The sequence below is a fragment of the Agrobacterium tumefaciens genome (assembly GCF_005221325.1).
Taxonomy (GTDB): Bacteria; Pseudomonadota; Alphaproteobacteria; order Rhizobiales; family Rhizobiaceae; genus Agrobacterium.
The window spans coordinates 70,592-96,849 of the sequence record NZ_CP039888.1; the positions used below are offsets into that span (position 1 = coordinate 70,592).

At 58.9% G+C, this 26,258-nt stretch carries 23 protein-coding genes and 1 tRNA gene; 16 read left to right on the forward strand and 8 right to left on the reverse strand.

Translation table 11 applies throughout. The features are described 5' to 3' along the window. Positions 1-4 precede the first annotated feature (4 nt). The 10 genes from CFBP5499_RS00370 (at position 5) to CFBP5499_RS00415 (ending at position 11,475) form a co-directional block, all read left to right on the forward strand. The gene (locus CFBP5499_RS00370) at positions 5-1,297 is read left to right on the forward strand and encodes an ABC transporter substrate-binding protein (protein WP_080826657.1); all 1,293 of its coding nucleotides are present in this window, start codon (positions 5-7) and stop codon (positions 1,295-1,297) included. Between the two features lie 65 nt (positions 1,298-1,362). Next, positions 1,363-2,163, forward strand: a complete 801-nt coding sequence (locus tag CFBP5499_RS00375; protein ID WP_080826655.1) for a phosphodiesterase — start codon at positions 1,363-1,365, stop codon at positions 2,161-2,163. A 298-nt stretch (positions 2,164-2,461) separates the two neighbouring features. Further along, the gene (locus CFBP5499_RS00380) at positions 2,462-3,958 is read left to right on the forward strand and encodes an acetyl-CoA hydrolase/transferase family protein (RefSeq protein WP_080826653.1); all 1,497 of its coding nucleotides are present in this window, start codon (positions 2,462-2,464) and stop codon (positions 3,956-3,958) included. A gap of 186 nt (positions 3,959-4,144) precedes the next feature. Next, positions 4,145-5,467: an alpha/beta hydrolase gene (locus CFBP5499_RS00385; protein WP_080826651.1), complete on the forward strand. Its 1,323-nt coding sequence runs from the start codon at positions 4,145-4,147 to the stop codon at positions 5,465-5,467. 125 nt (positions 5,468-5,592) lie between these two features. Next, positions 5,593-6,630 carry a 4-hydroxyproline epimerase gene (locus CFBP5499_RS00390; RefSeq protein WP_080826649.1) on the forward strand — a complete coding sequence of 346 codons (1,038 nt, stop codon included), beginning with the start codon at positions 5,593-5,595 and terminating at the stop codon, positions 6,628-6,630. Positions 6,631-6,742: 112 nt separating this feature from the next. Then, positions 6,743-7,780, forward strand: a complete 1,038-nt coding sequence (gene pyrC / locus CFBP5499_RS00395; RefSeq protein ID WP_080826647.1) for a dihydroorotase — start codon at positions 6,743-6,745, stop codon at positions 7,778-7,780. 155 nt (positions 7,781-7,935) lie between these two features. Continuing rightward, the gene (locus tag CFBP5499_RS00400) at positions 7,936-8,634 is read left to right on the forward strand and encodes an orotate phosphoribosyltransferase (protein ID WP_080826645.1); all 699 of its coding nucleotides are present in this window, start codon (positions 7,936-7,938) and stop codon (positions 8,632-8,634) included. A gap of 99 nt (positions 8,635-8,733) precedes the next feature. Then, positions 8,734-9,660: a carbohydrate kinase family protein gene (locus CFBP5499_RS00405; RefSeq protein ID WP_080826643.1), complete on the forward strand. Its 927-nt coding sequence runs from the start codon at positions 8,734-8,736 to the stop codon at positions 9,658-9,660. Positions 9,661-9,784: 124 nt separating this feature from the next. Further along, on the forward strand, positions 9,785-10,750 hold the full coding sequence (locus CFBP5499_RS00410) for an acetylxylan esterase (RefSeq protein ID WP_080827499.1): 966 nt from the start codon (positions 9,785-9,787) through the stop codon (positions 10,748-10,750). Beyond that, positions 10,747-11,475, forward strand: coding sequence for an esterase family protein (locus tag CFBP5499_RS00415; RefSeq protein WP_080826641.1), 729 nt, complete (start codon positions 10,747-10,749; stop codon positions 11,473-11,475). Before CFBP5499_RS00410 ends, CFBP5499_RS00415 begins: the two co-directional genes overlap by 4 nt. 53 nt (positions 11,476-11,528) lie before the next feature. Here the strand turns inward: CFBP5499_RS00415 and pgi are convergent, their stop codons facing one another. Both pgi and CFBP5499_RS00425 read right to left on the reverse strand, forming a co-directional pair. Further along, complete coding sequence (gene pgi / locus CFBP5499_RS00420; RefSeq protein WP_080826639.1) at positions 11,529-13,154, reverse strand: glucose-6-phosphate isomerase; 1,626 nt, start codon at positions 13,152-13,154, stop codon at positions 11,529-11,531. 130 nt (positions 13,155-13,284) lie between these two features. Then, the gene (locus CFBP5499_RS00425; RefSeq protein ID WP_080826636.1) at positions 13,285-14,997 is read right to left on the reverse strand and encodes a long-chain fatty acid--CoA ligase; all 1,713 of its coding nucleotides are present in this window, start codon (positions 14,995-14,997) and stop codon (positions 13,285-13,287) included. 358 nt (positions 14,998-15,355) lie between these two features. Here CFBP5499_RS00425 and CFBP5499_RS00430 point away from each other — a divergent pair, with 358 nt between their 5' ends. The 6 genes from CFBP5499_RS00430 to CFBP5499_RS00455 all read left to right on the forward strand — a co-directional run bounded on the left by CFBP5499_RS00430 (position 15,356) and on the right by CFBP5499_RS00455 (position 23,207). Then, positions 15,356-16,405 carry an ABC transporter ATP-binding protein gene (locus CFBP5499_RS00430; protein ID WP_080826634.1) on the forward strand — a complete coding sequence of 350 codons (1,050 nt, stop codon included), beginning with the start codon at positions 15,356-15,358 and terminating at the stop codon, positions 16,403-16,405. Between the two features lie 154 nt (positions 16,406-16,559). Further along, complete coding sequence (locus CFBP5499_RS00435; protein WP_080826632.1) at positions 16,560-17,576, forward strand: Fe(3+) ABC transporter substrate-binding protein; 1,017 nt, start codon at positions 16,560-16,562, stop codon at positions 17,574-17,576. Positions 17,577-17,648: 72 nt separating this feature from the next. Then, complete coding sequence (locus tag CFBP5499_RS00440; RefSeq protein WP_080826630.1) at positions 17,649-19,325, forward strand: ABC transporter permease; 1,677 nt, start codon at positions 17,649-17,651, stop codon at positions 19,323-19,325. Positions 19,326-19,522: 197 nt separating this feature from the next. Beyond that, entirely contained in the window at positions 19,523-21,694 is a 2,172-nt protein-coding gene (locus CFBP5499_RS00445) for a TonB-dependent siderophore receptor (protein ID WP_233284196.1), read from the forward strand. A gap of 109 nt (positions 21,695-21,803) precedes the next feature. Continuing rightward, positions 21,804-22,685, forward strand: coding sequence for a helix-turn-helix transcriptional regulator (locus tag CFBP5499_RS00450; RefSeq protein ID WP_175416566.1), 882 nt, complete (start codon positions 21,804-21,806; stop codon positions 22,683-22,685). Between the two features lie 129 nt (positions 22,686-22,814). Then, a complete protein-coding gene (locus CFBP5499_RS00455) occupies positions 22,815-23,207 on the forward strand; it encodes a PRC-barrel domain-containing protein (protein WP_035214685.1) in 393 nt (130 codons plus the stop codon). Between the two features lie 92 nt (positions 23,208-23,299). On the opposite strand, the gene CFBP5499_RS00460 is transcribed toward CFBP5499_RS00455, so the two are convergent. From CFBP5499_RS00460 to CFBP5499_RS00485, 6 genes are all read right to left on the reverse strand, one after another. After that, positions 23,300-23,542: a DUF982 domain-containing protein gene (locus CFBP5499_RS00460; RefSeq protein WP_080826626.1), complete on the reverse strand. Its 243-nt coding sequence runs from the start codon at positions 23,540-23,542 to the stop codon at positions 23,300-23,302. Positions 23,543-23,859: 317 nt separating this feature from the next. Further along, the gene (locus CFBP5499_RS00465; protein WP_020811433.1) at positions 23,860-24,018 is read right to left on the reverse strand and encodes a YqaE/Pmp3 family membrane protein; all 159 of its coding nucleotides are present in this window, start codon (positions 24,016-24,018) and stop codon (positions 23,860-23,862) included. 77 nt (positions 24,019-24,095) lie between these two features. Continuing rightward, positions 24,096-24,524 (reverse strand): type II toxin-antitoxin system HicB family antitoxin, encoded by a 429-nt coding sequence (locus CFBP5499_RS00470; RefSeq protein ID WP_080826623.1) that lies wholly within the window; start codon positions 24,522-24,524, stop codon positions 24,096-24,098. Continuing rightward, a complete protein-coding gene (locus CFBP5499_RS00475) occupies positions 24,503-24,715 on the reverse strand; it encodes a type II toxin-antitoxin system HicA family toxin (RefSeq protein ID WP_080827497.1) in 213 nt (70 codons plus the stop codon). The genes CFBP5499_RS00470 and CFBP5499_RS00475 overlap by 22 nt, the downstream gene beginning before the upstream one ends. Positions 24,716-24,891: 176 nt before the next feature. Further along, positions 24,892-24,967, reverse strand: a tRNA-Thr gene (locus CFBP5499_RS00480). 133 nt (positions 24,968-25,100) lie between these two features. Beyond that, positions 25,101-26,063, reverse strand: a complete 963-nt coding sequence (locus tag CFBP5499_RS00485) for an NAD(P)H-dependent flavin oxidoreductase (RefSeq protein WP_080826620.1) — start codon at positions 26,061-26,063, stop codon at positions 25,101-25,103. Positions 26,064-26,258 lie beyond the last annotated feature (195 nt).

The following is a 26,258-nucleotide window of genomic DNA, read 5'->3' on the forward strand; positions in this document are numbered from 1 at the left end:
TGACATGAAACTCAACCGACGCGCTGTGATGGGCGGTCTGGCTCTTGGCATGGCTTTTGCTGGCCTCGCACAGCCGGTTCTGGCCAACGAAATCACGCTCAACGTTCTTTACAACCTGCCGGGTTTCACGAAATTCCATCAGCCGCTGGCCGATGAATTCATGAAGAAGAACCCTGACGTGAAGATCAACTTCCTCGCTCCCGCCGCCGGTTACAACGAAGGCCAGCAGCAGGTTCTGCGCTCTGCCGTCACGGGCAATCTGCCGGACGTCTATTTCTCGGGTTACAATTTGACGGCGGAACTGGTTCACACGCTCGCACCGCGCAACCAGATCACCGATCTCGGCCCGTTCATTCAGGCAGAAGGCGGTCAGGCCTTCCTCGACAAGAACTACAGCCCCAAGATGGCCGCACTCGGTCAGATCGATGGCAAACAGTACGGTCTGCCGGTCAATGCTTCTTCGCCGATCATCTACATCAACTCCGACCTCGTCACCAAGGCTGGCGGCGACCCGGACAAGATGCCGACGACCTTCCCGGAGCTCATCGCTCTCGCCAAGAAGATCAAGGCTCTCGACCCGAAATTCGCTGGCATGAGCTACGACATCAACGGCTGGCCGGATGACTGGTTGTGGCAGGCGCTCGTCGTTGAACAGGGCGGCAAGCTCGTCGACGAAAAGACCAAGACCGTTGCCTTCGACAACGAGATCGGCCTCAACGCCCTGAAGATGACCCGCCAGTTCGTCACCGAAGGTGGCCAGAACCTGCTCGACTGGGACCAGTCCCGCCAGCAGTTCGGCGCAGGCCTCACCGGCTTCATCTTCTCGACGCCTGCTCACGTTCAGACGATCCAGGGTCTGGTTGGCGATCGCTTCAAGCTGAAGACGGCGACCTTCCCGCTCGACAACAAGGAAAAGGGCGGCGTGCCGACCGGCGGCAACTCGGCCGTCATCCTGACGCAGGAAAAGGCCAAGCAGGATGCTGCCTGGAAGTACCTGAAGTGGATCACCGGTCCGGAAGCGCAGAACACTATCGTTCGTATCACCGGCTACCTGCCGACCAACAAGCTGGCAACCGGCCCGGACTTCCTCGCGCCCTATTATGTCGAGAACCCGAATGTGAAGACGGCTTCGCTTCAGGCTGACCGCTCTCTGCCTTGGGCCGGTTATCCGGGCGGCGATTCCGTCCGCATCTGGCGCACCCAGCGCGACATCATCGGCACCGTCATGCGCGGTGAAGTAACGCCGGAAGCCGGTCTCAAGCAGATCGTCGAACAGACCAACGCCTTGCTGAAATAAGCAGAGCCATGAAAGAGGCTGCGGGGAAAGCCGTTCCCGCAGCCATTTTGCGTAGGAAAATGATAATGAAGATCATCCAGATCACCGACACCCATCTTCTGCCGCCCGGCATCGCGATAAACGGCGTGGACCCGGAAAAGCAGCTGCGCGCGGCAATTGCCGATATCGTCGAAAAACACGCCGACGCTGATCTTCTTGTCATGACGGGCGATCTTTGCAATTACGGCGAGCCGGAAGCCTACGAGCTGCTGCGCGATATCCTTGCGCCCGTCTCCATTCCCACACGATTGATGCTCGGCAATCACGACCGCCGCCCGGAATTCGTCGCTGCTTTCCCGGAACAGCCGCGCGACGATAATGGCTATATCCAGTCCTTCATCGATACGGATTTCGGCCGGCTGCTGTTTCTCGACAGCCACGAAGCCGATGTGATTGGCGGCGTCTATGGTGCGGATCGTCTGGCATGGCTGGAGAGTGCGCTGGAAAGCGCTGGCGACCTGCCGGTAACGGTTTTTATTCATCATCCGCCGATGGATTGCGGCATCCGGCATTTCGAACATATCGGCATGCATGATGACGGCGCTATCATGTGCCGCCTCGCTGCCCACCCGGCCGGCATACGCCATATTATTTTTGGCCATATCCATGTGCCGATGGCAGGTACGACGGCGGAAGGCATTGCCTATAGTTCCGGTCAGGCCTGCGCGCATCGTTTCATCACCGATATCGATGCTATCGATCCGCTATGGACGGGCGGCAATCCCTGTTACCGGGTCATAAGCCTCGGTGCATTCGGTTTGCGTGCCTATGATGCGGAAGTTGGGCAGCCCGTTTTGGGTCAGGCGCCGGTCTGCGAAGGCCCCTGACGCGGGGTGATTTTCCGGGCAGCGAGGAGGCGCCTCCGCCTCGTCGCTCGCCGGCGACGGAGGTATTTGGCGGAAGTCTTCTGCCAATCAGGAGGCTGCGGTGGTGAGAAGACCCCGTGGCCTGTCGCGCCGATGCGCCACTTGTGGTTTGTTGAACGGGATTTGATGCGCAAAAGCCATGGTTGCGTTTACACCCTTGATCTATGTCAGTTTCATCGATGAAACTGCACGCCATAGTCGCCCAAGAGGTGGCCAATCGAAAGCCGTGCCATCGTGATGACAGATCATGGAGAAGTGCATGCTTGAAAAGCGTATCCGCAACGCGTCCCTCTTGAACAGGATTGTCAGCGCCGAAGAGGCCGCCAGTCTCATTCAGGATGGCATGACCGTGGGCATGAGCGGTTTTACGCGCGCCGGCGAAGCCAAGGCCGTGCCGCTGGCCTTGGCCGAACGCGCCAAGACGAACCCCATGAAAATCACCCTGATGACCGGCGCCTCCCTCGGCAACGATCTCGACAAGACCATGGTCGAGGCTGGCATGCTGGCACGCCGCATGCCATTCCAGTCCGATCCGGCTTTGCGCAAGGCGATCAATGACGGCAGGGTCATGTTCATCGATCAGCATCTTTCCGAGACTGTCGAGCAATTGCGCGGCGGCCAGATTCACGGCGTCGATATCGCCATCGTTGAGGCGGTGGCGATTACGGCGGAGGGGGGTATCGTGCCCACCACCTCGGTCGGCAATTCCGCAAGCTTCGCCATTCTGGCCGACAAGGTCATCGTCGAGATCAACCTGTCGCAGCCCGAGGTGCTGGAAGGGCTGCACGACATCTTCATCCCCGCCAAACGCCCGACCCGTATGCCCATCCCGGTTGTGGCGACGGATAGCCGTGTCGGCCTGCCGTTCATTCCCGTGCCGCCGGAAAAGATCGCCGCCATCGTGCTGAGCGACAAGAGCGACAGTTTTTCGACGGTTCTGCCGCCGGATGACGAGACGAAGGCGATTGCCGGCCATCTCACCGAATTCCTGCTGAACGAAGTCCGTCACGGCCGCATGACACACGAACTCCAGCCGCTGCAGGCGGGCATCGGCACCATCGCAAATGCCGTGATGCACGGTTTCATCGATACGCCGTTTCACGATCTCAAAATGTATTCGGAAGTCCTGCAAGATTCGACCTTCGAACTTTTCGACGCGGGCAAGCTGACCTTCGCCTCCGGTTCGTCGATCACGCTCTCCTCCGCCATGAACGAACGGGTCATGCCGCGGCTGGCCGATTACAAGAGCCGGCTGATCCTGCGCCCGCAGGAAGTCAGCAACCATCCGGAAGTCATTCGTCGCCTGGGCATCATCGGCATCAACACCGCGCTGGAATTCGATATTTACGGAAACGTCAACTCAACCCATGTCGGCGGAACCCACATGATGAATGGCATCGGCGGCTCCGGCGATTTCGCCCGCAACGCCTATATGTCCATCTTCGTCACCAAGTCGATCGCCAAGGGTGGAGCCATTTCCAGCGTCGTGCCCATGGTCAGCCATGTCGACCATACCGAACACGATGTCGATATTCTCGTCACTGAAACGGGCCTTGCCGATCTGCGTGGTCTCGCGCCCCGCGAACGGGCGGCAGTCATCATCGCAAACTGCGTGCATCCTAGCTATCGCGACGCGCTGAAGGATTATTACCAGCGGGCGGCGGCGCGGGGCGGGCACACGCCACATCTCATCGAAGAGGCGCTGTCCTGGCATAACGCGCTTCGTGAAAGGGGAACGATGCTGCCGCAGCGATAGATCCTGCGCTTTTGCTGGCCACTGAGTTTCCGGCCTGTGGCCCGGAATTGGGTCCGTTTGGACACACCGGTGCGGAAAGTGTTCGCTGTTCCGCGTTGGTTGCTGGCGCGGCAGTTCCGCCTCCGGTAGAAAATCCTCTCCGCTGGCTGCTATCCGGTTGCCTCTGGGTTGTAGGAGAGTGATGTGATGCCCATTCGTTTCGTGGCCGTGATCGCGATTGTCGCCCTGCTCGCAGGCTGTGGCGGACGGCCCATCGGGGTCATGACACCGACGGGCCAGACGGTCGCAGGCACGACGCCGGTCAATCTTCTCGTCGCCACCACGCGCGCGCCGTCGGAAAATGCCGCCGTGCTTTTCGGTGGTGAACGCGGGACGGGCCTGAAGGTCGATGCCGTCACGATCTCCATTCCGCCAAATGCGAGCCGCAAGGTCGGGCAGGTGCAATGGCCAAAGAAGTTGCCGCCGAACCCGCTGAAGGATTTCACCACGGTGGCGGTGGAGCCTATTCGCTCCGAAGCCGAAACCAGAAGCTGGATCAGCAGACATATCGCGAAGGACCGCCGCGTGCTGGTCTTCGTGCATGGTTTCAACAATCGCTACGAAGAATCCGTTTATCGCTTCGCCCAGATCGTCCATGATTCAGGCACGGATGTTGTACCCGTCGTCTTCACCTGGCCTTCGCGCGCGAGCATCTTCGACTATAATTACGACAAGGAAAGCACCAACTACTCGCGCGATGCGCTGGAGGAGATGCTGACACGTCTGGCCAAGGACAAGTCCATCGGCGAAGTTACCGTCATGGCGCATTCCATGGGCACCTGGCTTGCGGTGGAAGCGCTGCGCCAGATGGCCATCCGCAACGGCCGCGTCGATCCGAAGATCGGCAATGTCATTCTGGCCGCCCCGGATCTCGATGTGGACGTCTTCAGCCGGCAGTTCACCAGCCTCGGCAAGACGCCGCCGAAATTCACGCTCTTCGTCTCGCAGGATGACCGCGCGCTTAGCCTGTCGCGCCGCATTTCTGGCAATGTTGATCGCCTCGGCCAGATCGATCCATCCGTCGAGCCCTATCGCAGCCAGCTGGAAAAGGCCGGGATAACGGTTCTCGATCTCACCAAGCTGCAATCCGGTGACCGTCTGAACCACGGTAAATTTGCCGAAAGCCCCGAGGTCGTCCGCCTGATCGGCGACCGTCTTATTGCGGGCCAGACGGTGACGGATTCCGATGTCGGCCTGGGCGAAGCGCTGGGTGCCGTCAGCATCGGTGCCGCGCAAACGGTTGGAACGGCGGCCAGCGTGGTGGTCAGCGCGCCGATCGCGGTCTTTGATCCGCGCACGCGGGAAAATTACGGCCGGCAGGTGGAACGCCTTGGTCGCTCCATGGAGAATACGGTCGGATCAGTGGGCGATACGGCCGGTTCCGTGGTGGATGATCAGGCGCTGCAGTCGTCAAGGGTGAACTGCGACGCCGCCGCCAATCGAAACCGGGCGGAATGCCGTAACCGTTAAACTACGATGCGTGGGGGTGGCGAAAACGCCAAGCGTTTTTGTCATCACGCCTTGCAGATTTGTATACAGCTTGTATTTTTATCTGTATGGTCGGGCCAACAACCCAACTTCCGGAGTAGACCCCCATGCGTTGGAAACGCACCCTCCAGCTTCTCGATGTTCATTGCGAAGGCGAAATCGGCCGTGTCGTCACCGGTGGCGCGCCGAAAATTCCCGGTAATACCGTTGCGGAGCAACTGCACTGGATGAACACCGATCCACAAGGGGAAGCCTTGCGCCGCTTCCTGACGCTGGAGCCGCGCGGCACGCCCATGGGGTCGGTCAATCTTCTCCTGCCGCCAAAGCATCCGGATGCGCACGCCGCCTTCGTCATTCTCCAGCCGGATCAGGCGCATGCCAGTTCCGGTTCGAATTCCATTTGCGCGACGACCGCGCTTCTGGAAAGCGGCATGGTGGAGATGCAGGAACCGGAAACCGTCATCATTCTGGAAACGGCCGCCGGTCTGGTGAAGGCCACCGCCACCTGCCGTGACGGGCGCTGCGAAAAGGTCAAGCTGACCATGGTGCCGTCCTTCGTGCATGAGTTGGATGTCAGCATCGACACGCCCGAATGGGGCAGGGTGACGATGGACATTTCCTATGGCGGCATTTTTTACGCGCTGGTCGATGTCCGCCAGATCGGTCTCACCATCGAGAAGGCAAATGCCGCGAAACTCGTTGCCGCCGGCATGACTCTGAAGGACCTCGTCAACCGTGAAATGATGGTCGTTCATCCGGAAATCCCCGCCATATCAGGTGTCGCCTATGTGATGTTCCGCGATGTGGATGCCGATGGTTCCATCCGCACCTGCACCACCATGTGGCCGGGCCGGGCGGATCGCTCGCCCTGCGGCACCGGCAATTCCGCCAATCTCGCCACGCTTTATGCGCGCGGCAAGGTGAAGGTGGGAGACGAATATAAATCCCGCTCGATCATCGGTTCGGAATTCGATGTCGGCCTTTCCGCCGTCACCGAGGTGGCGGGCCGTCCGGCCGTCATTCCCACCATTGCCGGGCGCGGCTTCACCTTTGGTCTGCATCAGGTTGGCCTCGATCCCTTCGACCCGCTGGCCGATGGTTTCGCCATGACCGATGTCTGGGGTCCGGAAGCGGGCAACATCTGAAGCACGCTTCAAAAAAATGACATTTACAGCTGCCTGATGGTCTCTGGCGGCTGTTTTCCCGCGACAAAAGATGCTAAGCGGGCGCAATTCCATCATGCTCCGAGGTATCCCGATGAAGTCGCTCACCCTGCGCCGCCCTGATGACTGGCACCTGCATCTTCGTGATGGAGCCATGCTGGAAGGGGTGATCGGGGATACGAGCCGCCATTTCGCCCGCGCCATCATCATGCCGAACCTGGTGCCGCCGGTCGTCACCACCGCCGATGCCCGCGCCTATCGGGAACGCATCGTCAAGGCGATCCCGGCAGGTGATCGTTTCGAGCCGCTGATGACCCTCTACCTCACGGAGGATACCGAGGCCGACGACGTGGAAGAGGGCAAGAAAAGCGGCCTCATCACCGCCGTGAAGCTCTATCCTGCGGGTGCCACCACCAATTCCCACGGCGGTGTGCGTGATTTCAACAAGGCGATGCCGGTTCTGGAGCGTATGGCGAAGATCGGCCTGCCGCTCTGCGTGCATGGCGAAGTGACGACGCCGGAAGTCGATATTTTCGACCGCGAGAAGGTCTTCATCGAGACGGTTCTGGAGCCCCTGCGCCAGCGCCTGCCAGAACTGAAGGTGACGATGGAGCACATCACCACCCGCGACGGCGTCGATTATATCAAGTCTTCCAAGGCCAATCTGGCCGGCTCGATCACCACCCACCACCTCATCATCAACCGCAACGCCATTCTGGTCGGCGGTATCAAGCCCCATTATTATTGCCTGCCCGTCGCCAAGCGCGAGGAGCATCGGCTCGCGTTACGTGCGGCCGCGACCTCGGGTGATGCCCGCTTCTTCCTCGGCACGGATTCGGCCCCGCATGTGGACCCGCTGAAGGAATGCGCCTGCGGTTGCGCCGGTATCTATACATCGATCAACACCATGAGCTGTCTGGCGCATGTCTTTGAGCAGGAAAACGCCCTCGACAGGCTGGAAGCCTTCGCCTCGCTCAACGGTCCCGCCTGGTACGGCCTGGCACCGAACGAGGAGACGATCACGCTGGTGAAACGCGATGAGCCGGTGTCGTTTCCCGATAAAATCGAAACGGGCGCCGGGCCGGTGACCGTATTCGACCCGATGTTCCCGCTCTACTGGGATGTAAGCTGATTTTTTTTATGACCGCCGGCTCTGCCGGCGGTTTTGTTATGGTCCACAGGCATTCGCCTGCGGGCACACGAAATACCGAACAAAGACGTCGTGCTTTCCGAACACCGATCGCGGTTTTCGGAGCGATAAACCAAGGCCGAAAAAGGAGAACGCCTATGAACCATTTCACATTCACCGACCGCACAGTCGTCGCGGAACTGGTTGCGAAGATGTTGTGGGAAATCAAGGCGGTCCATTTTAATTCAGAAAGCCCCTACACCTTCGCTTCGGGCATGAAGAGCCCCGTCTATATCGACATGCGCAAGCTCATCTCCTTCCCGCGCATCCGCTCCGCAGCCATGGATTTCGCGGCGGCAGCAGTGATGCGCGAGGCCGGCTTCGAGAAATTCGACTGTGTGGCTGGTGGTGAGACGGCCGGCATTCCCTTCGCTGCTTTCCTTGCCGAGCGTCTTGGCCTGCCGATGATCTATTGCCGCAAGAAGCCGAAAGGCCATGGCCGCAATGCCCAGATCGAAGGCCATATGCCTGAAGGCGCCCGCGTTCTCGTCATCGAGGACCTGACGACGGCCGGCGGCTCGATGTTCACCTTCATCGATGCCATCCGTGCGGCTGGCGGCATTGTCGATCATGGTATTGCGCTCTTCTATTATGGCATCTTCCAGGAGGCCGAAGCGCGTTTCGCCAATGGCAATGTCAAACTCCATTACCTGACGACCTGGCGCGACGTTCTGGCGGTCGCCCGGGCTGAAAAACTGTTCGATGAAAAGACCCTGTCGGGGGTTGAGGCCTTCCTCGACAATCCGTTGCCCTGGTCGGCGAAGCACGGCGGTGTCAGCGAATTGCCGCAATCATGAATTCGGATGTGGCCAGTCCAGCTTGTGGCTGGCCTTCCGATCGATCTTCGTCTAAATCGATTTAAGTCCATTTGATTTGCTGTTTTGAGGAGGACCGTAATGATCCTGTGTTGTGGTGAAGCCCTGATTGACATGCTGCCCCGGCAGACGACGCTGGGCGAGGCGGGTTTTGCCCCCTATGCAGGCGGAGCGGTCTTCAATACGGCAATTGCGCTCGGGCGTCTCGGCGTCCCCTCGGCGTTTTTCACCGGTCTTTCCGACGACATGATGGGGGATCTCCTGCGGGAGACCCTGCGCGCCAGCAAGGTGGATTTCAGCTATTGCGCCACCCTGTCGCGTCCGACCACCATCGCCTTCGTCAAGCTGGTTGACGGCCATGCGACCTACGCTTTTTACGACGAGAACACCGCCGGCCGGATGATCACCGAGGCCGAGCTTCCGGCTCTGGGAGCCGATTGCGAAGCGCTGCATTTTGGCGCCATCAGCCTCATCCCCGAACCCTGCGGCAGCACCTATGAGGCACTGATGACGCGCGAGCATGAGACCCGCGTCATCTCGCTTGATCCGAATATCCGCCCCGGCTTCATCAAGGACAAGCAGTCGCATATGGCGCGTATCCGCCGCATGGCGGCCATGTCTGACATCGTCAAGTTCTCGGATGAGGACCTTGCGTGGTTCGGTCTGGAGGGCGACGAGGATACGCTTGCCCGCCATTGGCTGCATCATGGCGCGAAACTGGTCGTCGTCACCCGTGGCGCCAAGGGTGCCGTGGGTTACAGCGCTAATCTCAAGGTGGAAGTGGCATCCGAACGGGTCGAAGTGGTCGATACGGTCGGCGCCGGAGATACGTTCGATGCCGGCATTCTCGCTTCGCTGAAAATGCAGGGCCTGCTGACCAAGGCGCAGGTGGCGTCGTTGAGCGAAGAGCAGATCAGAAAGGCTCTGGCGCTGGGCGCGAAAGCCGCTGCGGTCACGGTCTCGCGCGCTGGCGCAAATCCGCCTTTTGCGCATGAAATCGGTCTGTGAAGGGCACGGTTGAACCATTTTGAAAAAGTGGTTCAACACTCTTCCCGGCACCAAAGCCGTAAAAAACCGTTATTTGGCGATTATCAAGCTTGTCTCTACTGTTTTTTCACGAAACAAGCATCGCATGAGCGTTCCGAAAACCCATCCTTTCGATTTCGATCCCACTTATGGCATGCAGCGAGAGCAATTGCTCGCCATTACCCCGCCGGAAGCGCCGCCGGGCTTTGATGATTTCTGGAAGAAGCGCTGTCGCCGTGCGCTCGCGACAGATCCGCGACCGATGCTGCGCAGGAGCAAGTTAACGCACTCCCGCTGGCAGGTCCTCGATCTTTCCTATACATCCACCGACGGCTTCCGTATCGGCGGATGGCTGCTTTTGCCGCGTGAGGGACAGGTGCGACGTGGTCTCGTCGTAGGCCATGGTTATGGTGGACGCGGAGAGCCCGATTTCGATGTGCCCGTGGAAGAGACAGCAGTGCTTTTTCCCTGTTTTCGCGGCCTTTCGCTCAGCGCCTGCCCGCCGATTTCGTCCGATCCGGCCCTTCATGTCCTCTACAATATCGACAGGAAAGACGACTATATCATCGGCGGCTGTGTCGATGATCTGTGGATCGCCGTGTCGACGCTTGTCACGCTTTATCCCTGGCTGGAAGGGCAGGTGGGATATAGCGGCATTAGCTTCGGCGGCGGCATTGGTGCTCTGGCGATCCCATATGACGAGCGCATTGACCGGGGCCATCTGGTTGTGCCGACCTTCGGCCACCGCCCATTCTGGTTGACGCTGCCCACCGTTGGCAGCGCGGATGCGGTTCAGACCTATCAGAAGACCCATGCCAATGTGTTCGAAACCCTGCGCCTGTTCGATGCCGCCTGTGCCGCAGCCCGCATAAATGTGCCGATGCTGGTCGCGCCCGCGCTCTTCGATCCAGCCGTAGCACCGCCCTGCCAGTTTGCAGTGGCCAATGCTTTACCAAGCTCGAAATTTAATGAAATCTTCATCCTCGACGCCGGGCATTTCGATTACCCTGACAGCGCATCGCAAGATGCGGTCCATAAGGACAAGGTCAGACGGTTTTTCAAGGTGCCATGAAACGCGAATATCTCCGCTGGTATAGTCACAGGCTCCATCGCGACATGGAGCTCCTGATATTCGGTCATGCCGGCGCGAAGGTGCTGATGTTCCCGACACGCGACGGGCGCTTTTTCGAATATGAGGAGTTGGGCATCGTCGCGAGCCTTTCCGACAAGCTGGAGGCCGGCCATCTCCAGCTTTATTGTATCGAGGGGCTGGCACGGGAAAGTTTTTACGCGGGCCATCACCACCCCGCCGACCGTGTGCGCCGTCATGCCGCACTTGAGGCCTATATTCTCAACGAAGTGCTGCCGTTGATGGCCCAGAAAAATCCTGATGGCAGCACCATTGTGCACGGCTGCAGCCTCGGTGCCTTTCAGGCCGCCAGCCTCGTCTTCCGCCACCCGCATCTCTTCACCAAGCTCGTCGCCTTTTCCGGCCGCTATGACCTGACGATGAGGGTGGAATCCTTCGGCGACCTGTTCGACGGCTATTATGACGACGACGTCTATTTCCACATGCCGAGCCACTTTCTGCCCGGCCTAGCCTGCCCCTTCCGGCTGGAACAACTGCGCCGCATCGACATGGTCTTCACTATCGGCGATGCCGACCCTTTTCTGGACAACAATCATCATTTGAGCCGCCTGCTTTCAGACAAGCAGGTGGGGCATCAGATGCATGTCTGGGAAGGGCGCGCCCATCGGGCCGGCGCCTGGCGGAAGATGGCAGCACTTTATATTTGAGCGGCGGGCATTAAAAAAGCCGGAGACAGCTCCGGCTTTTTTGAAGGGTAACGTCAGCCAGCCAGACCCGCCAGCGCCTTCACCAGCCCCTGTGTCGAGCTGTCATGACCGGCAGCACTTTCCTTGCCTTCAATGACGGGAAGCAGGCCGGTTGCCAGTTCCTTGCCAAGCTCCACGCCCCACTGATCAAAGGAGTTGATGCGGAACAGCACGCCTTCGACGAAAACACGATGTTCGTAGAGCGCGATGAGGCGGCCAAGCGCAAAAGGTGTCAGCTTGTCGTAAACGAAGGTGATGGACGGGCGGTTGCCGGTGAAGACGCGGTGCGGGGCGATAAAGTCGGCGAGTTTGTCTTCCATGCCCTTGGAGGTGAGCTGGGCTTTCGCCTCGGCAAGCGTGCGTCCCTTCATCAGCGCTTCCGACTGCGCCAGGCAATTGGCGATGAGAAGCTGGTGCTGGTGGCGCAGTTCCGGCTCGAAGCCATTGGCGGCGATCATGAATTCCGCCGGAATGACGCTCGTGCCCTGGTGGATGAGCTGATAGAAGGCGTGCTGGCCGTTGGTGCCGGGTTCGCCCCAGACGACCGGACCGGACTGGCCTTCGACCGGCGTGCCGTCGATGGTGACACCCTTGCCGTTCGATTCCATGTCCAACTGCTGCAGATAGGCCGGAAAACGCGACAGGCGCTGGTCGTAGGGCAGGATTGCCCGCGTGGAATAGTTCAGCACGTTGCGGTTATAAAAACCGATGAGGCCGAGCAGCATCGGAAGGTTTTCGCGGATCGGTGCCTCGCGGAAATGCCTGTCCATGGCATGCGCACCATCCAGGAACTTGCCGAAATTATCCGGGCCGATGGCGATCATCAGCGGCAGGCCGATGGCCGACCAGATCGAATAACGTCCGCCAACCCAGTCCCAGAAACCGAAGATGCGGTCGCTTTCGATCCCGAAGGCGGCGACCTTGTCCAGCGCGGTGGAAACGGCTGCGAAATGATGCTTGACGGCGCTTTCACCCAGCTTTTCGGCAATGAAGCGACGCGCGGTGGCGGCATTCGTCATCGTCTCGATGGTGGTGAAGGTTTTCGAGGCCACGATGAAGAGCGAGGTTTCCGGATCGATGAGCTTCAGCGTATCGGCAATATGCGCGCCGTCGATATTGGAAACGAAATGGGCGCGTGGGCCGTCATGGAAAGGCGCGAGCGCCAGCGTTGCCATGACCGGGCCGAGATCGGAACCGCCGATGCCGATATTGACGATGTCGGTGATCTTCTTGCCGGTCGCGCCTTTGAGCGAGCCGGAACGGATCGCATCGGCAAACTTGCCCATGGCGGCGAGAACGCCGTTCACGTCAGGCATCACATCCTTGCCGTCCACGAGTACCGGCGCGTTGGAACGATTGCGCAGCGCGGTATGCAGCACGGCGCGGTCTTCGGTGAAGTTGATGGCCTTGCCGGAGAACATCTCCTCGCGCTTGGCCTCGACACCGCCTTCGCGCGCCAGCTGTTCGAGGAGCGTGACGATCTCCTCGTTGACGGCGCATTTGGAGTAATCCATCAGCAAGTCATCGAATTTGACGCTGAAACGGCTGAATCTCTTGTCGTCGGCCGCAAAAGCGGCGCGCAGATCGGTTGCGGCTGTGCTGCTTGCCGTTGCTTTCAGTTTTTCGATGGTGGCCTGCATCTCATGCTCCTCGGCTTCCGTGGAAGGATGAGGAAACTATTCTTTTTCCGACGGCCAAATCAAGGCGACTTCGATAAAAGAAAAGGGCCGGGATAAAAGAAAAGAGCCGGTCGCCCGGCTCTCTCTTCGTTCAGTTCAGATTGCGCAATTCGCGCCGCAAAATCTTGCCGACATTCGATTTCGGCAGCTCGGTGCGGAACTCGATGATTTTCGGCCGCTTGTAGTTCGTCAGGTTCTTGGCACAGAAGGCCTTGAGTTCCGCTTCCGTCAGGGACTGGTCCTTCTTGACGACGAAAAGCTTGACGGTTTCGCCGGAATGCTCGTCCGGAACGCCGATTGCGGCGCATTCCAGGACGCCGGGATGGCTGGCGGCAACTTCCTCAACCTCGTTCGGATAGACGTTGAAGCCGGAAACGAGGATCATGTCCTTCTTGCGGTCGACAATCTTGGTGTAACCGCGCTCGTCCATGAACCCCATGTCGCCGGAGCGGAAGAAACCGTCTGCCGTCATGGCTTTTGCAGTTTCATCAGGCCGCTGCCAGTAACCGGCCATGACCTGTGGGCCGCGAATGCAGATTTCGCCGACTTCGCCTGTTGGCAGGCTGTTGCCGTCCTCGTCGCGAATATCGATCTCGGTCGAGGAGATGGGCAGGCCAATGGTGCCGCTGAACTCCGTGGAATCGAGACGGTTGACGGTGGCAACCGGGGATGTCTCGGAAAGGCCGTAACCCTCGGCGATGGGGCAGCCCACGATGGAAAGCCAGCGTTCCGCGACGGGTCTTTGCACCGCCATGCCGCCGCCGAGAACCAGAATGAGCGACGACAGATCGAGCTTGCGGAAGTCCTCATTGTTCATCAGCGCATTAAAAAGCGTGTTGATGCCGGGGAAAACATGCGGCTGATAATGCGACAGCTCCTTAACAAAGCCGGGAATATCGCGTGGATTGGCGATCAGCAGATTGTGGCCGCCGAGCGCAATGCCCATCAGCGAATTCACCGTCAGCGCGAAGATGTGGCAAAGCGGCAGCGCGCAGATGAAGTTCAGAACTTCCGGGCGATCCTTGCGGCCGTTGAAGGCGGCGTCCAGCCACAGGCTGATCTGCGCCTTGTTGGCGAGAAGATTGGCATGGGTGAGAACCGCGCCCTTGGATACACCCGTCGTTCCACCGGTATATTGCAGGAAGGCGATGTCCTGCGCCGTAAGGCTGACGGGCTTCAAGGAAGCTCCCTGGCCTTCCTTCAACATGGCCTTGAAGCTGATCGAGCCGGGAATGGCATAGGCAGGCACCAGCTTCTTTACCTTGCGAACCACCAGATTGACGATATGCCCCTTGAGGCCGAGCAGATCGCCCATCGCGGCGACGACCACATGCCGCACCGCGCTTTTCGGCGCCGCCTGCTGCGCCACATGGGCGAAGTTTTCCAGCACGAACAGGGCTTTTGCGCCGGAATCCTTGAGCTGGTGCTCCAGTTCGCGCGGTGTGTAGAGCGGGTTGACATTGACCACGATCATGCCCGCCCGCAGAATTCCATAAACCGCAACGGCATTTTGCAGGATGTTCGGCATCATCACCGCGACCCTGTCGCCTTTTTCCAGTCCTCTGGATTGCAGCCAGGCGGCGACCGCGCGGGTGTCAGCGTCGAGCTCCCGGTAGGTCAGGGATTTTCCCATGCTGGAAAAGGCCTTGCGGTCGGCAAATTGCTTGCAGCTCTTTTCGAGAAGGTCGACGAGGGAGGCATTTGCCGAGACGGGAATCTCTGAAGGCACGCCCGGCGGATAGGATGCCAGCCAGCGCTTGGCAACACCGACATTTTCGGGATGTCCCAGGGACAATTCACTCATGCTGCTCCTCCCAGAGTCTTTGTCGCGCCGCGCGTTCCATGAAACGCAAAGGGGGCGCTTTGTGCTGCCTGATATTCACGAGGCTCCCGCATCAACCGGCATATCCGGCCGGGCTGAGGGAACTTCATGTGGCGTCACCGGATCGACCGCTCCTCTCGCTCCCCGGTGACGAATGATAGACTTGTAATCCCTTGACGTCCATCACATCGGTAAAGCCTATTTAACTCTAACGTAAACGTCAATATTGCTGCCGCACATCTCGCAGTCTCGTGAATGAAAACCATATTCGGTCGGGGATTTTGACTTTAATCCTGATTTGAGCGATCAACATAATTCGCAAAGCAGGGCAGGATTGGAAATGGCAGGCAGCGCAGCGCTTGAACTGAAATCGGTGGGAAAAAGATTCGGCGATACGGATGTTCTGTCCGATATCGATCTTGCCGTTGAACGTGGCGAAATTATTTGTCTGGTGGGACGCTCCGGCTGTGGAAAATCGACTTTGCTGCGCATCGTGGCCGGCGTTGAAACGCCGGATCGCGGCAGCGTTTCCCTAAATGGCAATGTCGTTGCCGGGTCCGCTGCCTTTGTTGAGCCGGAAAAGCGCAATATCGGTTTCGTTTTTCAGGACTACGCGCTGTTCCCGCATCTGACCGTGGAGCAGAACGTCATGTTCGGTCTCCGGTCGCTGCCGAAGGCGGAGGCGCGTCGCCGCGCTGCGGAAATGATCGAGCACGTTCATCTGCAGGAGCTGGCTAAACGTTATCCGCATACGCTTTCGGGCGGGGAGCAGCAGCGCGTGGCGCTCGCCCGCGCGCTCGCACCGCAGCCCGGCCTGCTGCTGATGGATGAGCCCTTTTCCAATCTGGACCGCGGATTGCGCGACAATGTGCGCGAGGAAACGCTGGGGCTTCTGCGGCAACTGGGCACCACGGCGATCATGGTCACCCATGACCCGGAAGAGGCGCTGTCGGCAGGGGACCGTGTGGTGCTGATGCAGCGTGGGCGCATCGTTCAGAGCGGTACGGGTTACGAAATCCACGACAATCCAAAAACCCGCTATGCCGCCGATTTTTTCTGCGCTTTCAACAAGATCGAAGGCCGGGTGAAACAGGGCCGCGTCGAAACGCCGCTCGGACTGCTGGGCGATGCCTCCGATCTGCCTGATGGCCTTGCCGCGATCGCCTATGTTCGTCCGAACGCAATTTTGATCATCGAGGATAGCGCCGTCAAAGAAGGCATTGCCGGCGAAATATCGAGCCGTGTCTTTCTCGGCGAGATCGAGCAGCTTGGCATAGCCGTGCCTGGACTGCCGTCCGATCTGCGGGTCAGGACGATGCAGCGCACGCCCGCCAGAACCAAGGCCGTGCGCTTTGGCATCGATCCCAAGGGGGTCCTCATATTTACCTGAAGTTGAATTAGCGGATTGTTGTTTTTATTCCCTGCCTTGTTTTCAACTCTTGGTGATCAAAGGCGTGCGAAAAACCACGAAATAAAACTTGATTTGGACCGTCATGTATGATGTTTGCTCCCCCTATTGCCGCTATCGGAGAGGGAGACACTATATGACGAAATTTACTCGATTTGCCCTGCTTGCCAGCACTGTTGCCTTTGCCGCCGGAACGGTGAACGCCGCTGAGCTCAACATCTATACAACCCGCGAGCCGGGCCTGATCCAGCCCCTGCTGGAATCCTTCACGGCTTCGAGCGGCGTCAAGGTCAACACCGTGTTCCTCAAGGACGGTCTTGCCGAGCGCGTTCTGAGCGAGGGCGCCAGCTCGCCTGCCGACGTTCTGATGACGGTTGATGCCGGTAATCTCGTTGATCTCGCCGAAAAGGGTGTCACCCAGCCGGTCGAATCCGAGACGTTGACCAAGGCTGTTCCCGCTGAGCTTCGCGATGCCAAGGGTCACTGGTTCGCACTCTCCATGCGCGCCCGCGTTCTTTATGCGGCGAAGGACGTCGATCTCGCTTCCTTCAATTATGAAGATCTGGCGGATGCGAAGTGGAAGGGCAAGGTCTGCATTCGCGCCGGCCAGCATCCCTACAACACGGCGCTGTTTGCCGATTACATCGCCCATTATGGCGCGGCGGATACCGAAAAGTGGCTTGCCGGCGTCAAGGAAAACCTTGCCCGCAAGGCCGGCGGCGGCGACCGTGACGTTGCCAAGGACATTCTCGGCGGCATTTGCGATATCGGCATTGCCAACTCCTATTATGTCGGCCTGATGCGCTCGGGCAAGGGCGGCGAGGAGCAGGTGAAGTGGGGCGATGCCATCAAGGTGGTTCTGCCGACCTTCAAGAATGGCGGCACACAGGTCAACATCAGCGGCGCGGCTGTGGCCAAGAACGCTCCGAACAAGGCGGAAGCCGTCAAGCTTCTGGAATATCTCGTCTCGGACGAAGCCCAGAAGATCTATGCCGAAGCCAACTACGAATATCCGGTCAAGCAGGGTGCGGCTCTCAACGAGATCATCGCTTCCTTCGGCACGCTGAAGGTCGATAGCAAGCCGCTCACGGAAATCGTCTCGCACCGCAAGCAGGCGAGCGAACTGGTCGACAAGGTCGGTTTCGACAAGTAAGGCCAGTCGAAGATAACAAGATGGAAGGCGTTCGCACCCGCGGGCGCCTTTCCGTGTATTTTCCAGAAGCACATGAATCCAGACGCCATTCAACCATTGACACCCCGGGCGAGAGCCAGGTTTTCCTCCACCTTCTGGTGGCTGGGCCTTTCGTTGCTGGCGGTCTGTGGCGCCATGGTGCCGGTTCTGGCGCTTGTTTCGCAGGCGATGCAGGGCTCGGAAGGCCTGTGGGATCATCTCGGCGCGACCGTGCTCTGGACGGCCCTGCCGGATACGGCGATCCTTCTTGCCGGTGTCGGGCTGCTGGCCGGTGTGGTGGGAACCTCTGCCGCCTGGCTGGTCACCGCCTATGATTTTCCCGGCCGCAGACTATTGGAATGGGCGTTGCTACTGCCACTGGCCATGCCCACCTACATCGTCGCTTACGCCTATCTCGATATTCTGCATCCGATCGGGCCGGTGCAGGGCGCGATCCGGTGGCTGCTCGGTTACTCCAGCCCGCGCGAATTCCGGTTGCCGGACATAAGGTCGACGGTAGGCTGCATTATCCTTCTCGGCTTCGTGCTATTCCCCTATGTTTATATTCCCGTGCGCGCCATGTTCCTGACGCAGGCAGGCAACCTGCTGGAGGCGGCCCGCACGCTCGGCGTTTCCCGGCGCGCGGCTTTTTTCAAGGTGGCGGTGCCGCTGGCGCGCCCGGCAATCGCGGTCGGCGTCAGCCTCGCGCTGATGGAGGCGCTGAACGATATCGGCGCTTCGGAATTTTTGGGCGTCCGCACTCTCACGGTTTCGGTTTACACCACCTGGGTCACGAAATCGGACCTGCCGGGTGCGGCGCAGATTGCGCTGTCCATGCTGTTCATCGTTGTCGCCCTCGTGGCGTTGGAGCGCTGGGCGCGGCGCAAGCAGCGCTATTCGGTTTCCGCGCAGAAAAGCCGGGAACTGGAGCCGCTGCGGCTGGCAGGCCTCAAGGGCTGGATCGCATTTACACTCGGCAGCCTGCCGGTTCTGATCGGCTTCGTGGGACCGGCGAGCTATCTCGTCATCGAGGCATGGAAGCGGTTCCGCTTCAGCGGGCTCTCTGCCCGTTTTGCTGATGAGGCCTTGAACACCATCGTCTTTGCCGGGCTGGCGACGCTGATCACCCTGATCCTCGGTCTTGCGGTCGCTTATGCCATGCGCCTTGCGCCGGGGCGTCTGTCGCTCTGGTCTTACCGCCTCTCGACGGTGGGTTATGCGGCCCCCGGCACGGTCATCGCCATCGGCGTGCTGATTGCGCTTGGCGGCTTCGACCGCTTCGTCGATCAGACCATGCGCGACTGGTTCGACATTTCCACCGGCCTCGTCTTCATAGGCAGTGGCGCGGCCCTCATCTATGCCTATTCCGCCCGTTTCCTCACCATTGCGGCGGGCGGTGTCGATGCGGGGCTCAGCCGCATCCCGCATTCCTTCGATCACGCCTCGCGCACGCTTGGGCGATCCGCGACCCAGACCTTCCGCCAGATTCATCTGCCGCTTTCCAAGGCCTCGCTGGCGGCGGCGGCACTGCTGATCTTCGTCGATTGCGTCAAGGAACTTCCCGCCACGCTCCTGCTTCGCCCGCTCAATTTCGAAACCTTCGCAACCCATCTTTATGGCGAAGCGGCACGCGGAACCTATGAGGAGGCGTCTATCGCAGCGCTGGCGATTGTCGTCATCGGCATGCTTCCTGTGGTGTTGCTTGCGAGGATCGGCCGGCGCAAGGGCTGATATCCACGTCTGCCCTCACAAATGACGGGTCTGAAACTGTGCGAGAAGCCAATAAGCTTCAAATCCGCCCCGAAAACGACAAGCATCCCGCCTTAATCCTGATGTAAACACTCATCTTAATTGAGGTGCTGCGGCCCGTCGGATATGGACATCGGCCGCTATCTGTTTCGGGGCATATCTTGAAAAATTTGCATGGGATGTTTTTGAGCCGTCTGGCTTTGGGAACGGCTGCCGTTGTTCTGATGGGGCCTGTGATGGGCCACGCGCAGGAAACGACCGTCCTGAAGCAGATTACCGTTGAAGGACAGGGCGCGGAAAACGCGACGGGGCCGGTCCGGGGTTATGTCGCGAAGAAAAGCGCGACGGGTTCGAAAACCGATACCGATGCCAAGGACATTCCCCAGTCCGTATCGGTCGTCGGCCGTCAGGAAATGGACGACCGCGGCGCCGTGACCAAAATCGATGAGGTGCTGCGTTATACGCCCGGCGTGACGGCGGAACCCTTCGGCACAGACCCGGATACGGACTGGTTCTACATCCGCGGTTTTCAGGCAACGCAGACCGGTGTGTTTCTGGATGGGCTGAACCTGTTCAGTTATGGCTTCGGTGGTTTCCAGATGGATGCCTACGGTCTGGAGCGGGTGGAAATTCTCAAAGGCCCCGCCTCGGTGCTCTATGGCGGCGCTAATCCCGGCGGCATCGTGCAGATGGTCCGCAAACATACGCAGGATGAACCGGTCCGCGAAACGGAAATCGGCATCAACAATTTCGGCAATGCCTTCTTCAGTTTCGACCTAGGCGACAAGGTTGATGAGCAGGGCGTATGGAAATACCGCGTCACCGGCAAGGTTTCGGGCGGCGACAATTACACCGATTATTCCGAGGATCTGCGCGGTTTCATCATGCCGCAGATCACCTTCGAGCCGGATGCCCAGACGAGCGCCACGCTCTACGGTTATTTCTCGGCACTCGATCAGGTCCATGTCGGCAACGGCTTCCTGCCTTATGTCGGAACCGTGATCGACGCTCCATTCGGCAAGCTTGACCGCAAGGCCTTTTATGGTGAACCGGACATCGACAATGGCCGCGTCTACCAGTCGATGGTGGGCTACGAGGTCAGCCACGAATTCGACAATGGCTGGAAGATCAGCCAGAACGCCCGTTACGGCCATCTCTACAAGCATGAGACCGGGCCCTATCCGGGCGGCTGGGCCAATGCCGACGCCAACGGCCAGCCGACCCTCGATCTCGCCACCAACGACTATATGCTGACCCGTTTCGGTTATGACGGTTTGTCGAAGGTCGACAGCTTCGGCGTCGATAACCGCGTCGAAGGCCAGTTCGATACCGGCGCGGTCAGCCATTCGCTGCTGTTCGGCCTTGATTATAAATATTACCGGCTGGATCAAGTGCAGGCCTGCTGCGGATCGAATGCGCTCGGCGCGCTCAAGCCGGTCTATGGCTCGACGCAGGGAACGAACTTCGTTTATGCCGACAATATCGTCACCCAGCAGCAGATCGGCATCTATGCCCAGGATCAGCTGCGTTTCGGCGATGGCTGGCTGGTCACGCTGAATGGCCGTTATGACTATGTCGATACCGAACTGGACAACAGGCTGCCGGCGGGCGTCTCTCGCCGCTCCAATGATGACGCGCTGAGCGGTCGCGCCGGTCTGGCCTATGAATTCGACAATGGCCTGACACCCTACGTCTCGGCGGCGACCTTCTTCAATCCGCTGATCGATACGCTTGCCGACGGCACCCCGGCCTCCCCGGAGGAAGGGCACCAGTTCGAGGCCGGCATCAAATACGAGCCGAGCTTCTTCGACGGCAGCATCACGGCTTCCGTTTTCAAACTGGTCAAGGATAATGCCATCGTGTCCTATACGGCCGGCGGCATAACCACGAGCGGTCAGTTCGGGCAGGTGGAATCCACCGGCTTCGAGCTGGAGGCCAAGGCGAACCTCAACGAGAACTGGAAGGCGCTCGCCTCCTATTCCTATACCGATCTCGATATCACCAAGGATGCCAATCCCAACCTGATCGGCAAATCGCCGTGGATCGTGCCCGCGCACACCGCGTCGCTATGGGTGGACTACGCCTTCACCGATGAGACGTTTGAAGGCCTCAGCATTGGCGGCGGCGTGCGTTATCAGGGCAAGTCCTGGGCGGATGCGGCAAACACGCTGCGTGTACCAGACGCCGCGGTCTTCGATGCCGCGATCCGCTATCAGAAGAACGACTGGACGGCCTCAGTCAACGTCGCGAATGTCTTCGACAAGGAATATGTCAAGAGCTGCGCCGGCGTCTCCGTCTGCGGCTGGGGCGATAGTCGCACCATCACCCTCAAGCTTTCCAAGAAGTGGTGAGGCAGGGCCAACGGCCGACCAGTTGCGGAAAGTGAGGTTCGCCACTATAACATGAATAGATTTATCATGTTTATAGTGGCGCCATGGCGCCTTGCGGGATCGAGAGGCCATGGCTTTCCGCGTTCGGATGGAAAATGAGATCGAGGGCTTCGCCGTCATCGGCGGCCCGCGCTCAAGAGTATGGAACGGCATCGTCGCCGATCTCTGGGACGTGCGCTGCGCCCCGAAAGCGGGCGGCCGTTATGTCGGCAAGGATCCGCGGTTCGTTTTCCTGCTGGACATGGATGGGACGGATGACGGCCGTTTCATGATGAACCGCTGCCGCCGCGACACTTGTGGCTCGTCCAGGGCGAACCGGATTTCCTTCGTGCCCGCCGATCTCGATGTGCATGCCGAACTCAGCAATGTCTCCTTCGTGCGCCATCTCGATCTGCACTTCGATGCGGGATTGCTGGGTGCCCGGCTGGTGCAGGGTTTCGATCCGCACGCTCTTCTCGATCCGCATCTGATGTTCGAGGATGAGCGCCTGCTGGCGCTCGCGCGGTTGATTGCCGCCGAATGCGATAATCCCGATCCGCTGCATGACCTTTACGGCGAAAGCCTCGTGCTGGCGCTTTTGACGGATTTCCTGAAGGTGAAACGGGAGCCCGTCAGGAAACGCAGCAAGCTTGCCGCCTGGCAATTGCGGGCGGCGACGGATTACATCCGTGAACATTGCCTGCGGTCGATTCGGCTGGAGGAACTGGCGGAACTCACCAACCTGTCACAATCCCATTTCAGCCACGCCTTCAAGGCCTCCACCGGGGTGCCGCCGCACCAATGGCAGATGCAGGCGCGCATCGATCGCGTCAAGGAACTGATGATGAGGTCCGACATGGCGCTGACCGATATCGCCATCGCCGCCGGTTTTTCTGATCAGGCGCATTTTTCCCGGGTCTTCCGCAAGATGGTCGGCGTTTCCCCTTCCGTCTGGCAGAAAATCCGCCAATAGGCGCCGTTTCGTTCCATCCTCCTTCAAAAAAAATCCGGCCGCAGAACCGGAAACTCTTCGGAACGATTTGTCGGGTGCCGGGGTTTACCAGGCGTGACAGCAACGAAGAAATTGATGGAGGAAACTATCATGTTGCATCAGGAACCCCGCGCCGGACAGGATCCTTACGTCAAGGACACGCCGAGCCTCATCGCCAGTGACAAGGTGGAAGGCACACGCGTTTATGGTGCCGACGGCAAGCATATCGGTTCGATCCAGCGCATCATTCTTGAAAAACGCGGCGGCCGTGTGGCTTACGCCGTGCTGAGCTTCGGCGGCTTTCTCGGCATTGGTGACGACTATTACCCGTTGCCTTGGGAAAAGCTCCACTATGACGAGGAGCTCGACGGTTATCGCATCGATCTAACCAAGGAGCAGATCGAGAACGCGCCGCACTTCACCAATCTCGATGATGATGACCTGCTCTACGCCAAGGACCGGAAGGTCTACGACTATTACGGCGTTGCACCCTATTGGATGTAAAGGTGAGAAAAGGCGTTTCCGGCCATTCGATCATCGGAAGCGCCAACCATAAAAGAACGGCTCCTTTTGGGAGCCGTTTTCTTTTTGACCTGTCAGTGCGGGTTTTTCTGCATCTCGGAAACCGCATCGGTGAAGCATTTGCGCGCTTCCTCCGGCGATTTGCGTCCATCAAGGGCGGCGCGGCAGGCGCTTCTCGCTCTCACGAAGCTCAATCCGCCAATCTTGGGCCAGCCTTCGGTTAACAATGTCAGCGCTTCGAAGGGGCCGGCGACGACACTCTTGCCCTTCGCCTCAAGATTGACCTCGACAGGTTCTGTCCATCTCTCGTTCTTCATCGTGCACCTCCCAGAGCAACGCGATCCCGAAATACACCCGACAGCGAAGTAACCCATGAACGCAGCCGTGTGTCACTGTCGCTTAGGATATGCGCAAGCAATCGAATTGACAACGGGGATCAACGGAAGCCGAAAAACGACAGGATCGCGAGAACGATAACGACGAGGCCGACGATGTAGATGATCTGGTTCATGATTTTCTCCTTGGGCTATGTCATCACCATAACGTGAAGGGGAAGGTGAGGTTCCAGAAGCCATTGAGAATTTAATCACGTACTAAAATGTTGTGAGCGTCCCATTCCCTATGAGGGCTGATGCTACCTGCGCAGGATGACCCAGATGGCGTGAATGATGCCGGGGACATAACCGCACAGCGTCAGAAGAATATTCAACCAGAAATGCAGTCCCAGTCCGACCTGAAGAAACACGCCAACGGGTGGAAGGATGATGGCGATGAGAATACGAATGACGTCCACGATGATTGGCTTTCCAGTTGTTCACAGTTTGGCGGGTGAACGCGTGGCGGACAATTTGGTTCACGTCTTCCTCGCTCTCAGGCCGCAAACTCTCGCCAATCGTCATCCTCACTTACACTCGACATTTCGTGTTTAGCTGCGCGCGCAAGGAAACCAGACCGTGTCAGCCCCCGCGCCTCCGCGAACGCGTCAATTGCCTTCAAGACATCTTCTGGAAGTGTGATGTTAATACGGACAGATTTTTTGCTCTCTGTCTTGAGGGTAACCAGAATAGCCACCCCGTCCTTGTTTTCCGCATCAGCCATGACGGTTTCGAGAGAAGACGGTTCGGGAATGGCTTCACCATCTTCGATCATCCCTTCAACATGCAGCGCCAGGGCTTCCTCCGCCATGTGACGAGCATCGTCAAGATCGGTGCCAGCAGTTATAACGCCGGGAAAATCAGGAAAGGAAACGCCGTAATCGCTATCAGCGTCCTTGTGGATCAGTCCGATATAGTTACGCATTGTTTTACCTCAGTCAGTCCAGATTGTTTCTCGATGCTCTTGAGCGTCCCTATCGGCAAATCTCTCCTCGGGTGAGGAACGGTCACACGGCCTTGTTTCGTCGGGTGTTTGAATTGGACGTGACTGCCTCTGGTGCTAACCTCGTACCAGCCATCCGCTTTTAATGCCGAAATGATATCGCCACTCTTCATGTGTGTATAAATACACATAATACTTGAAAAGGTCAACGATGGTTGGATTACGTTCAGTCGGCAGGAGCCCGGGGCAATGTCGCCGGTCATAAGCCGTACCGCCTTCTTCCGCACATTAAGGCGAATAGAAATGAGGCTCGAAAGCCCGACGTTTTAATGTGATTTTTATTTAGGAATGGTGCCGCTTACGTGACTCGAACACGTGACCCCGTCATTACGAATGACGTGCTCTACCAACTGAGCTAAAGCGGCCCGATTGTGACCCGCTTGTGCGGATCAGCTTCATGGCGGGCTGATACAGGCAATGCTGACGGATTTCAAGCCTTGAATGTGCTGGTTTTGAAATTTCCGCAGAAAGCTTTGCCTGTCCGTTGTTTACAAGACGTCAGGCCTTGGTGCAGATCCGGCTCCTCGCTGCTTCATATTCGCCTGCCAGTCGATCGACGAGTGCGGCCACCGGTTCCACCGCCTTGATGGCGCCGATGCCTTGGCCCGCGCCCCATATGTCCTTCCAGGCCTTGGCACCGCCGGTGGCGGTTTCAAAATCCATTTTTGAAGGGTCGGCTTCGGGCAGGTTGTCGGGGTCCATGCCGGAGGCGACGATTGAGCTTTTCAGATAGTTGCCGTGCACGCCGGTGAAGTAGTTCGAATAGACGATGTCCTTCGCCTGGGCGTCAACGAGCGCCTGTTTATAACCGTCGGAAGCGCGGGCCTCCTCGGTGGCGATGAAGGGGGAGCCGATATAGGCCATGTCGGCACCCATGGCCTGCGCCGCGAGGATGGAACCGCCATTGGCGATGGCGCCGGCCAGAAGCAGCGGGCCGTCGAACCATTCGCGGATTTCCTGAACGAGGGCGAAGGGCGAAAGTGTGCCCGCATGTCCGCCCGCACCCGCCGCCACCGCGATCAGCCCGTCGGCGCCCTTGCGGATGGCGGAGCGGGCGTGGCGATCGTTGATGATGTCGTGCAGCACGATACCGCCATAGGAATGCACGGCTGCATTGACCTCCGGCACGGCACCCAGCGAGGAAATCACCACTGGCACCTTGTATTTTACGCAAAGGCCGAGATCGTGTTCCAGCCGGCGATTGGACATATGCACGATCTGGTTGACCGCGAAGGGTGCAGCCGGACGCTCGGGATTGGCCCGGTTATGCGCGGCAAGCTCTTCGGTGATCATCGCCAGCCATTCGTCCAGCTGGCTTTCAGGCCGCGCGTTCAATGCCGGGAAAGCGCCGATGACGCCGGCCTTGCATTGCGCCAGTGTCAGTTGCGGATGCGAAATGATGAATAGCGGTGATGCTATGACCGGAAGACGCAGATTGTCTTTCAGCACGGACGGTAGCATGTCTCCTCCCACGAATTACGTTTACGCGCACGTAAGTCAATAACGCGTTCGGCGACGGATTGAAAGCGAAAACAGCGCAGCAATGACCTGCCGAACCTGCGTTCGTAACGCCACAATGGATCGATTTTCTTCAAGACAATCCGGTCTTTATCATAAACGATGCTTGCGGAGGGGCGGCATAGCCGTTACCGAATC

Bases quoted from the DNA above. Each gene is read 5' to 3' on its own strand.
- pyrC (WP_080826647.1), top strand. From the start codon at position 6,743: ATGAAGTCGCTCACCCTGCGCCGCCCTGATGACTGGCACCTGCATCTT.
- CFBP5499_RS00375 (WP_080826655.1), top strand. From the start codon at position 1,363: ATGAAGATCATCCAGATCACCGACACCCATCTTCTGCCGCCCGGCATC.
- CFBP5499_RS00400 (WP_080826645.1), top strand. From the start codon at position 7,936: ATGAACCATTTCACATTCACCGACCGCACAGTCGTCGCGGAACTGGTT.
- CFBP5499_RS00390 (WP_080826649.1), top strand. From the start codon at position 5,593: ATGCGTTGGAAACGCACCCTCCAGCTTCTCGATGTTCATTGCGAAGGC.
- CFBP5499_RS00430 (WP_080826634.1), top strand. From the start codon at position 15,356: ATGGCAGGCAGCGCAGCGCTTGAACTGAAATCGGTGGGAAAAAGATTC.
- CFBP5499_RS00415 (WP_080826641.1), top strand. From the start codon at position 10,747: ATGAAACGCGAATATCTCCGCTGGTATAGTCACAGGCTCCATCGCGAC.
- CFBP5499_RS00370 (WP_080826657.1), top strand. From the start codon at position 5: ATGAAACTCAACCGACGCGCTGTGATGGGCGGTCTGGCTCTTGGCATG.
- CFBP5499_RS00440 (WP_080826630.1), top strand. From the start codon at position 17,649: ATGAATCCAGACGCCATTCAACCATTGACACCCCGGGCGAGAGCCAGG.
- CFBP5499_RS00460 (WP_080826626.1), bottom strand. From the start codon at position 23,542: ATGAAGAACGAGAGATGGACAGAACCTGTCGAGGTCAATCTTGAGGCG.
- CFBP5499_RS00475 (WP_080827497.1), bottom strand. From the start codon at position 24,715: ATGAAGAGTGGCGATATCATTTCGGCATTAAAAGCGGATGGCTGGTAC.
- CFBP5499_RS00425 (WP_080826636.1), bottom strand. From the start codon at position 14,997: ATGAGTGAATTGTCCCTGGGACATCCCGAAAATGTCGGTGTTGCCAAG.
- CFBP5499_RS00445 (WP_233284196.1), top strand. From the start codon at position 19,523: ATGTTTTTGAGCCGTCTGGCTTTGGGAACGGCTGCCGTTGTTCTGATG.
- CFBP5499_RS00470 (WP_080826623.1), bottom strand. From the start codon at position 24,524: ATGCGTAACTATATCGGACTGATCCACAAGGACGCTGATAGCGATTAC.
- CFBP5499_RS00485 (WP_080826620.1), bottom strand. From the start codon at position 26,063: ATGCTACCGTCCGTGCTGAAAGACAATCTGCGTCTTCCGGTCATAGCA.
- CFBP5499_RS00450 (WP_175416566.1), top strand. From the start codon at position 21,804: ATGGCTTTCCGCGTTCGGATGGAAAATGAGATCGAGGGCTTCGCCGTC.
- CFBP5499_RS00380 (WP_080826653.1), top strand. From the start codon at position 2,462: ATGCTTGAAAAGCGTATCCGCAACGCGTCCCTCTTGAACAGGATTGTC.
- CFBP5499_RS00410 (WP_080827499.1), top strand. From the start codon at position 9,785: ATGAGCGTTCCGAAAACCCATCCTTTCGATTTCGATCCCACTTATGGC.
- CFBP5499_RS00385 (WP_080826651.1), top strand. From the start codon at position 4,145: ATGCCCATTCGTTTCGTGGCCGTGATCGCGATTGTCGCCCTGCTCGCA.
- CFBP5499_RS00455 (WP_035214685.1), top strand. From the start codon at position 22,815: ATGTTGCATCAGGAACCCCGCGCCGGACAGGATCCTTACGTCAAGGAC.
- CFBP5499_RS00405 (WP_080826643.1), top strand. From the start codon at position 8,734: ATGATCCTGTGTTGTGGTGAAGCCCTGATTGACATGCTGCCCCGGCAG.
- pgi (WP_080826639.1), bottom strand. From the start codon at position 13,154: ATGCAGGCCACCATCGAAAAACTGAAAGCAACGGCAAGCAGCACAGCC.
- CFBP5499_RS00435 (WP_080826632.1), top strand. From the start codon at position 16,560: ATGACGAAATTTACTCGATTTGCCCTGCTTGCCAGCACTGTTGCCTTT.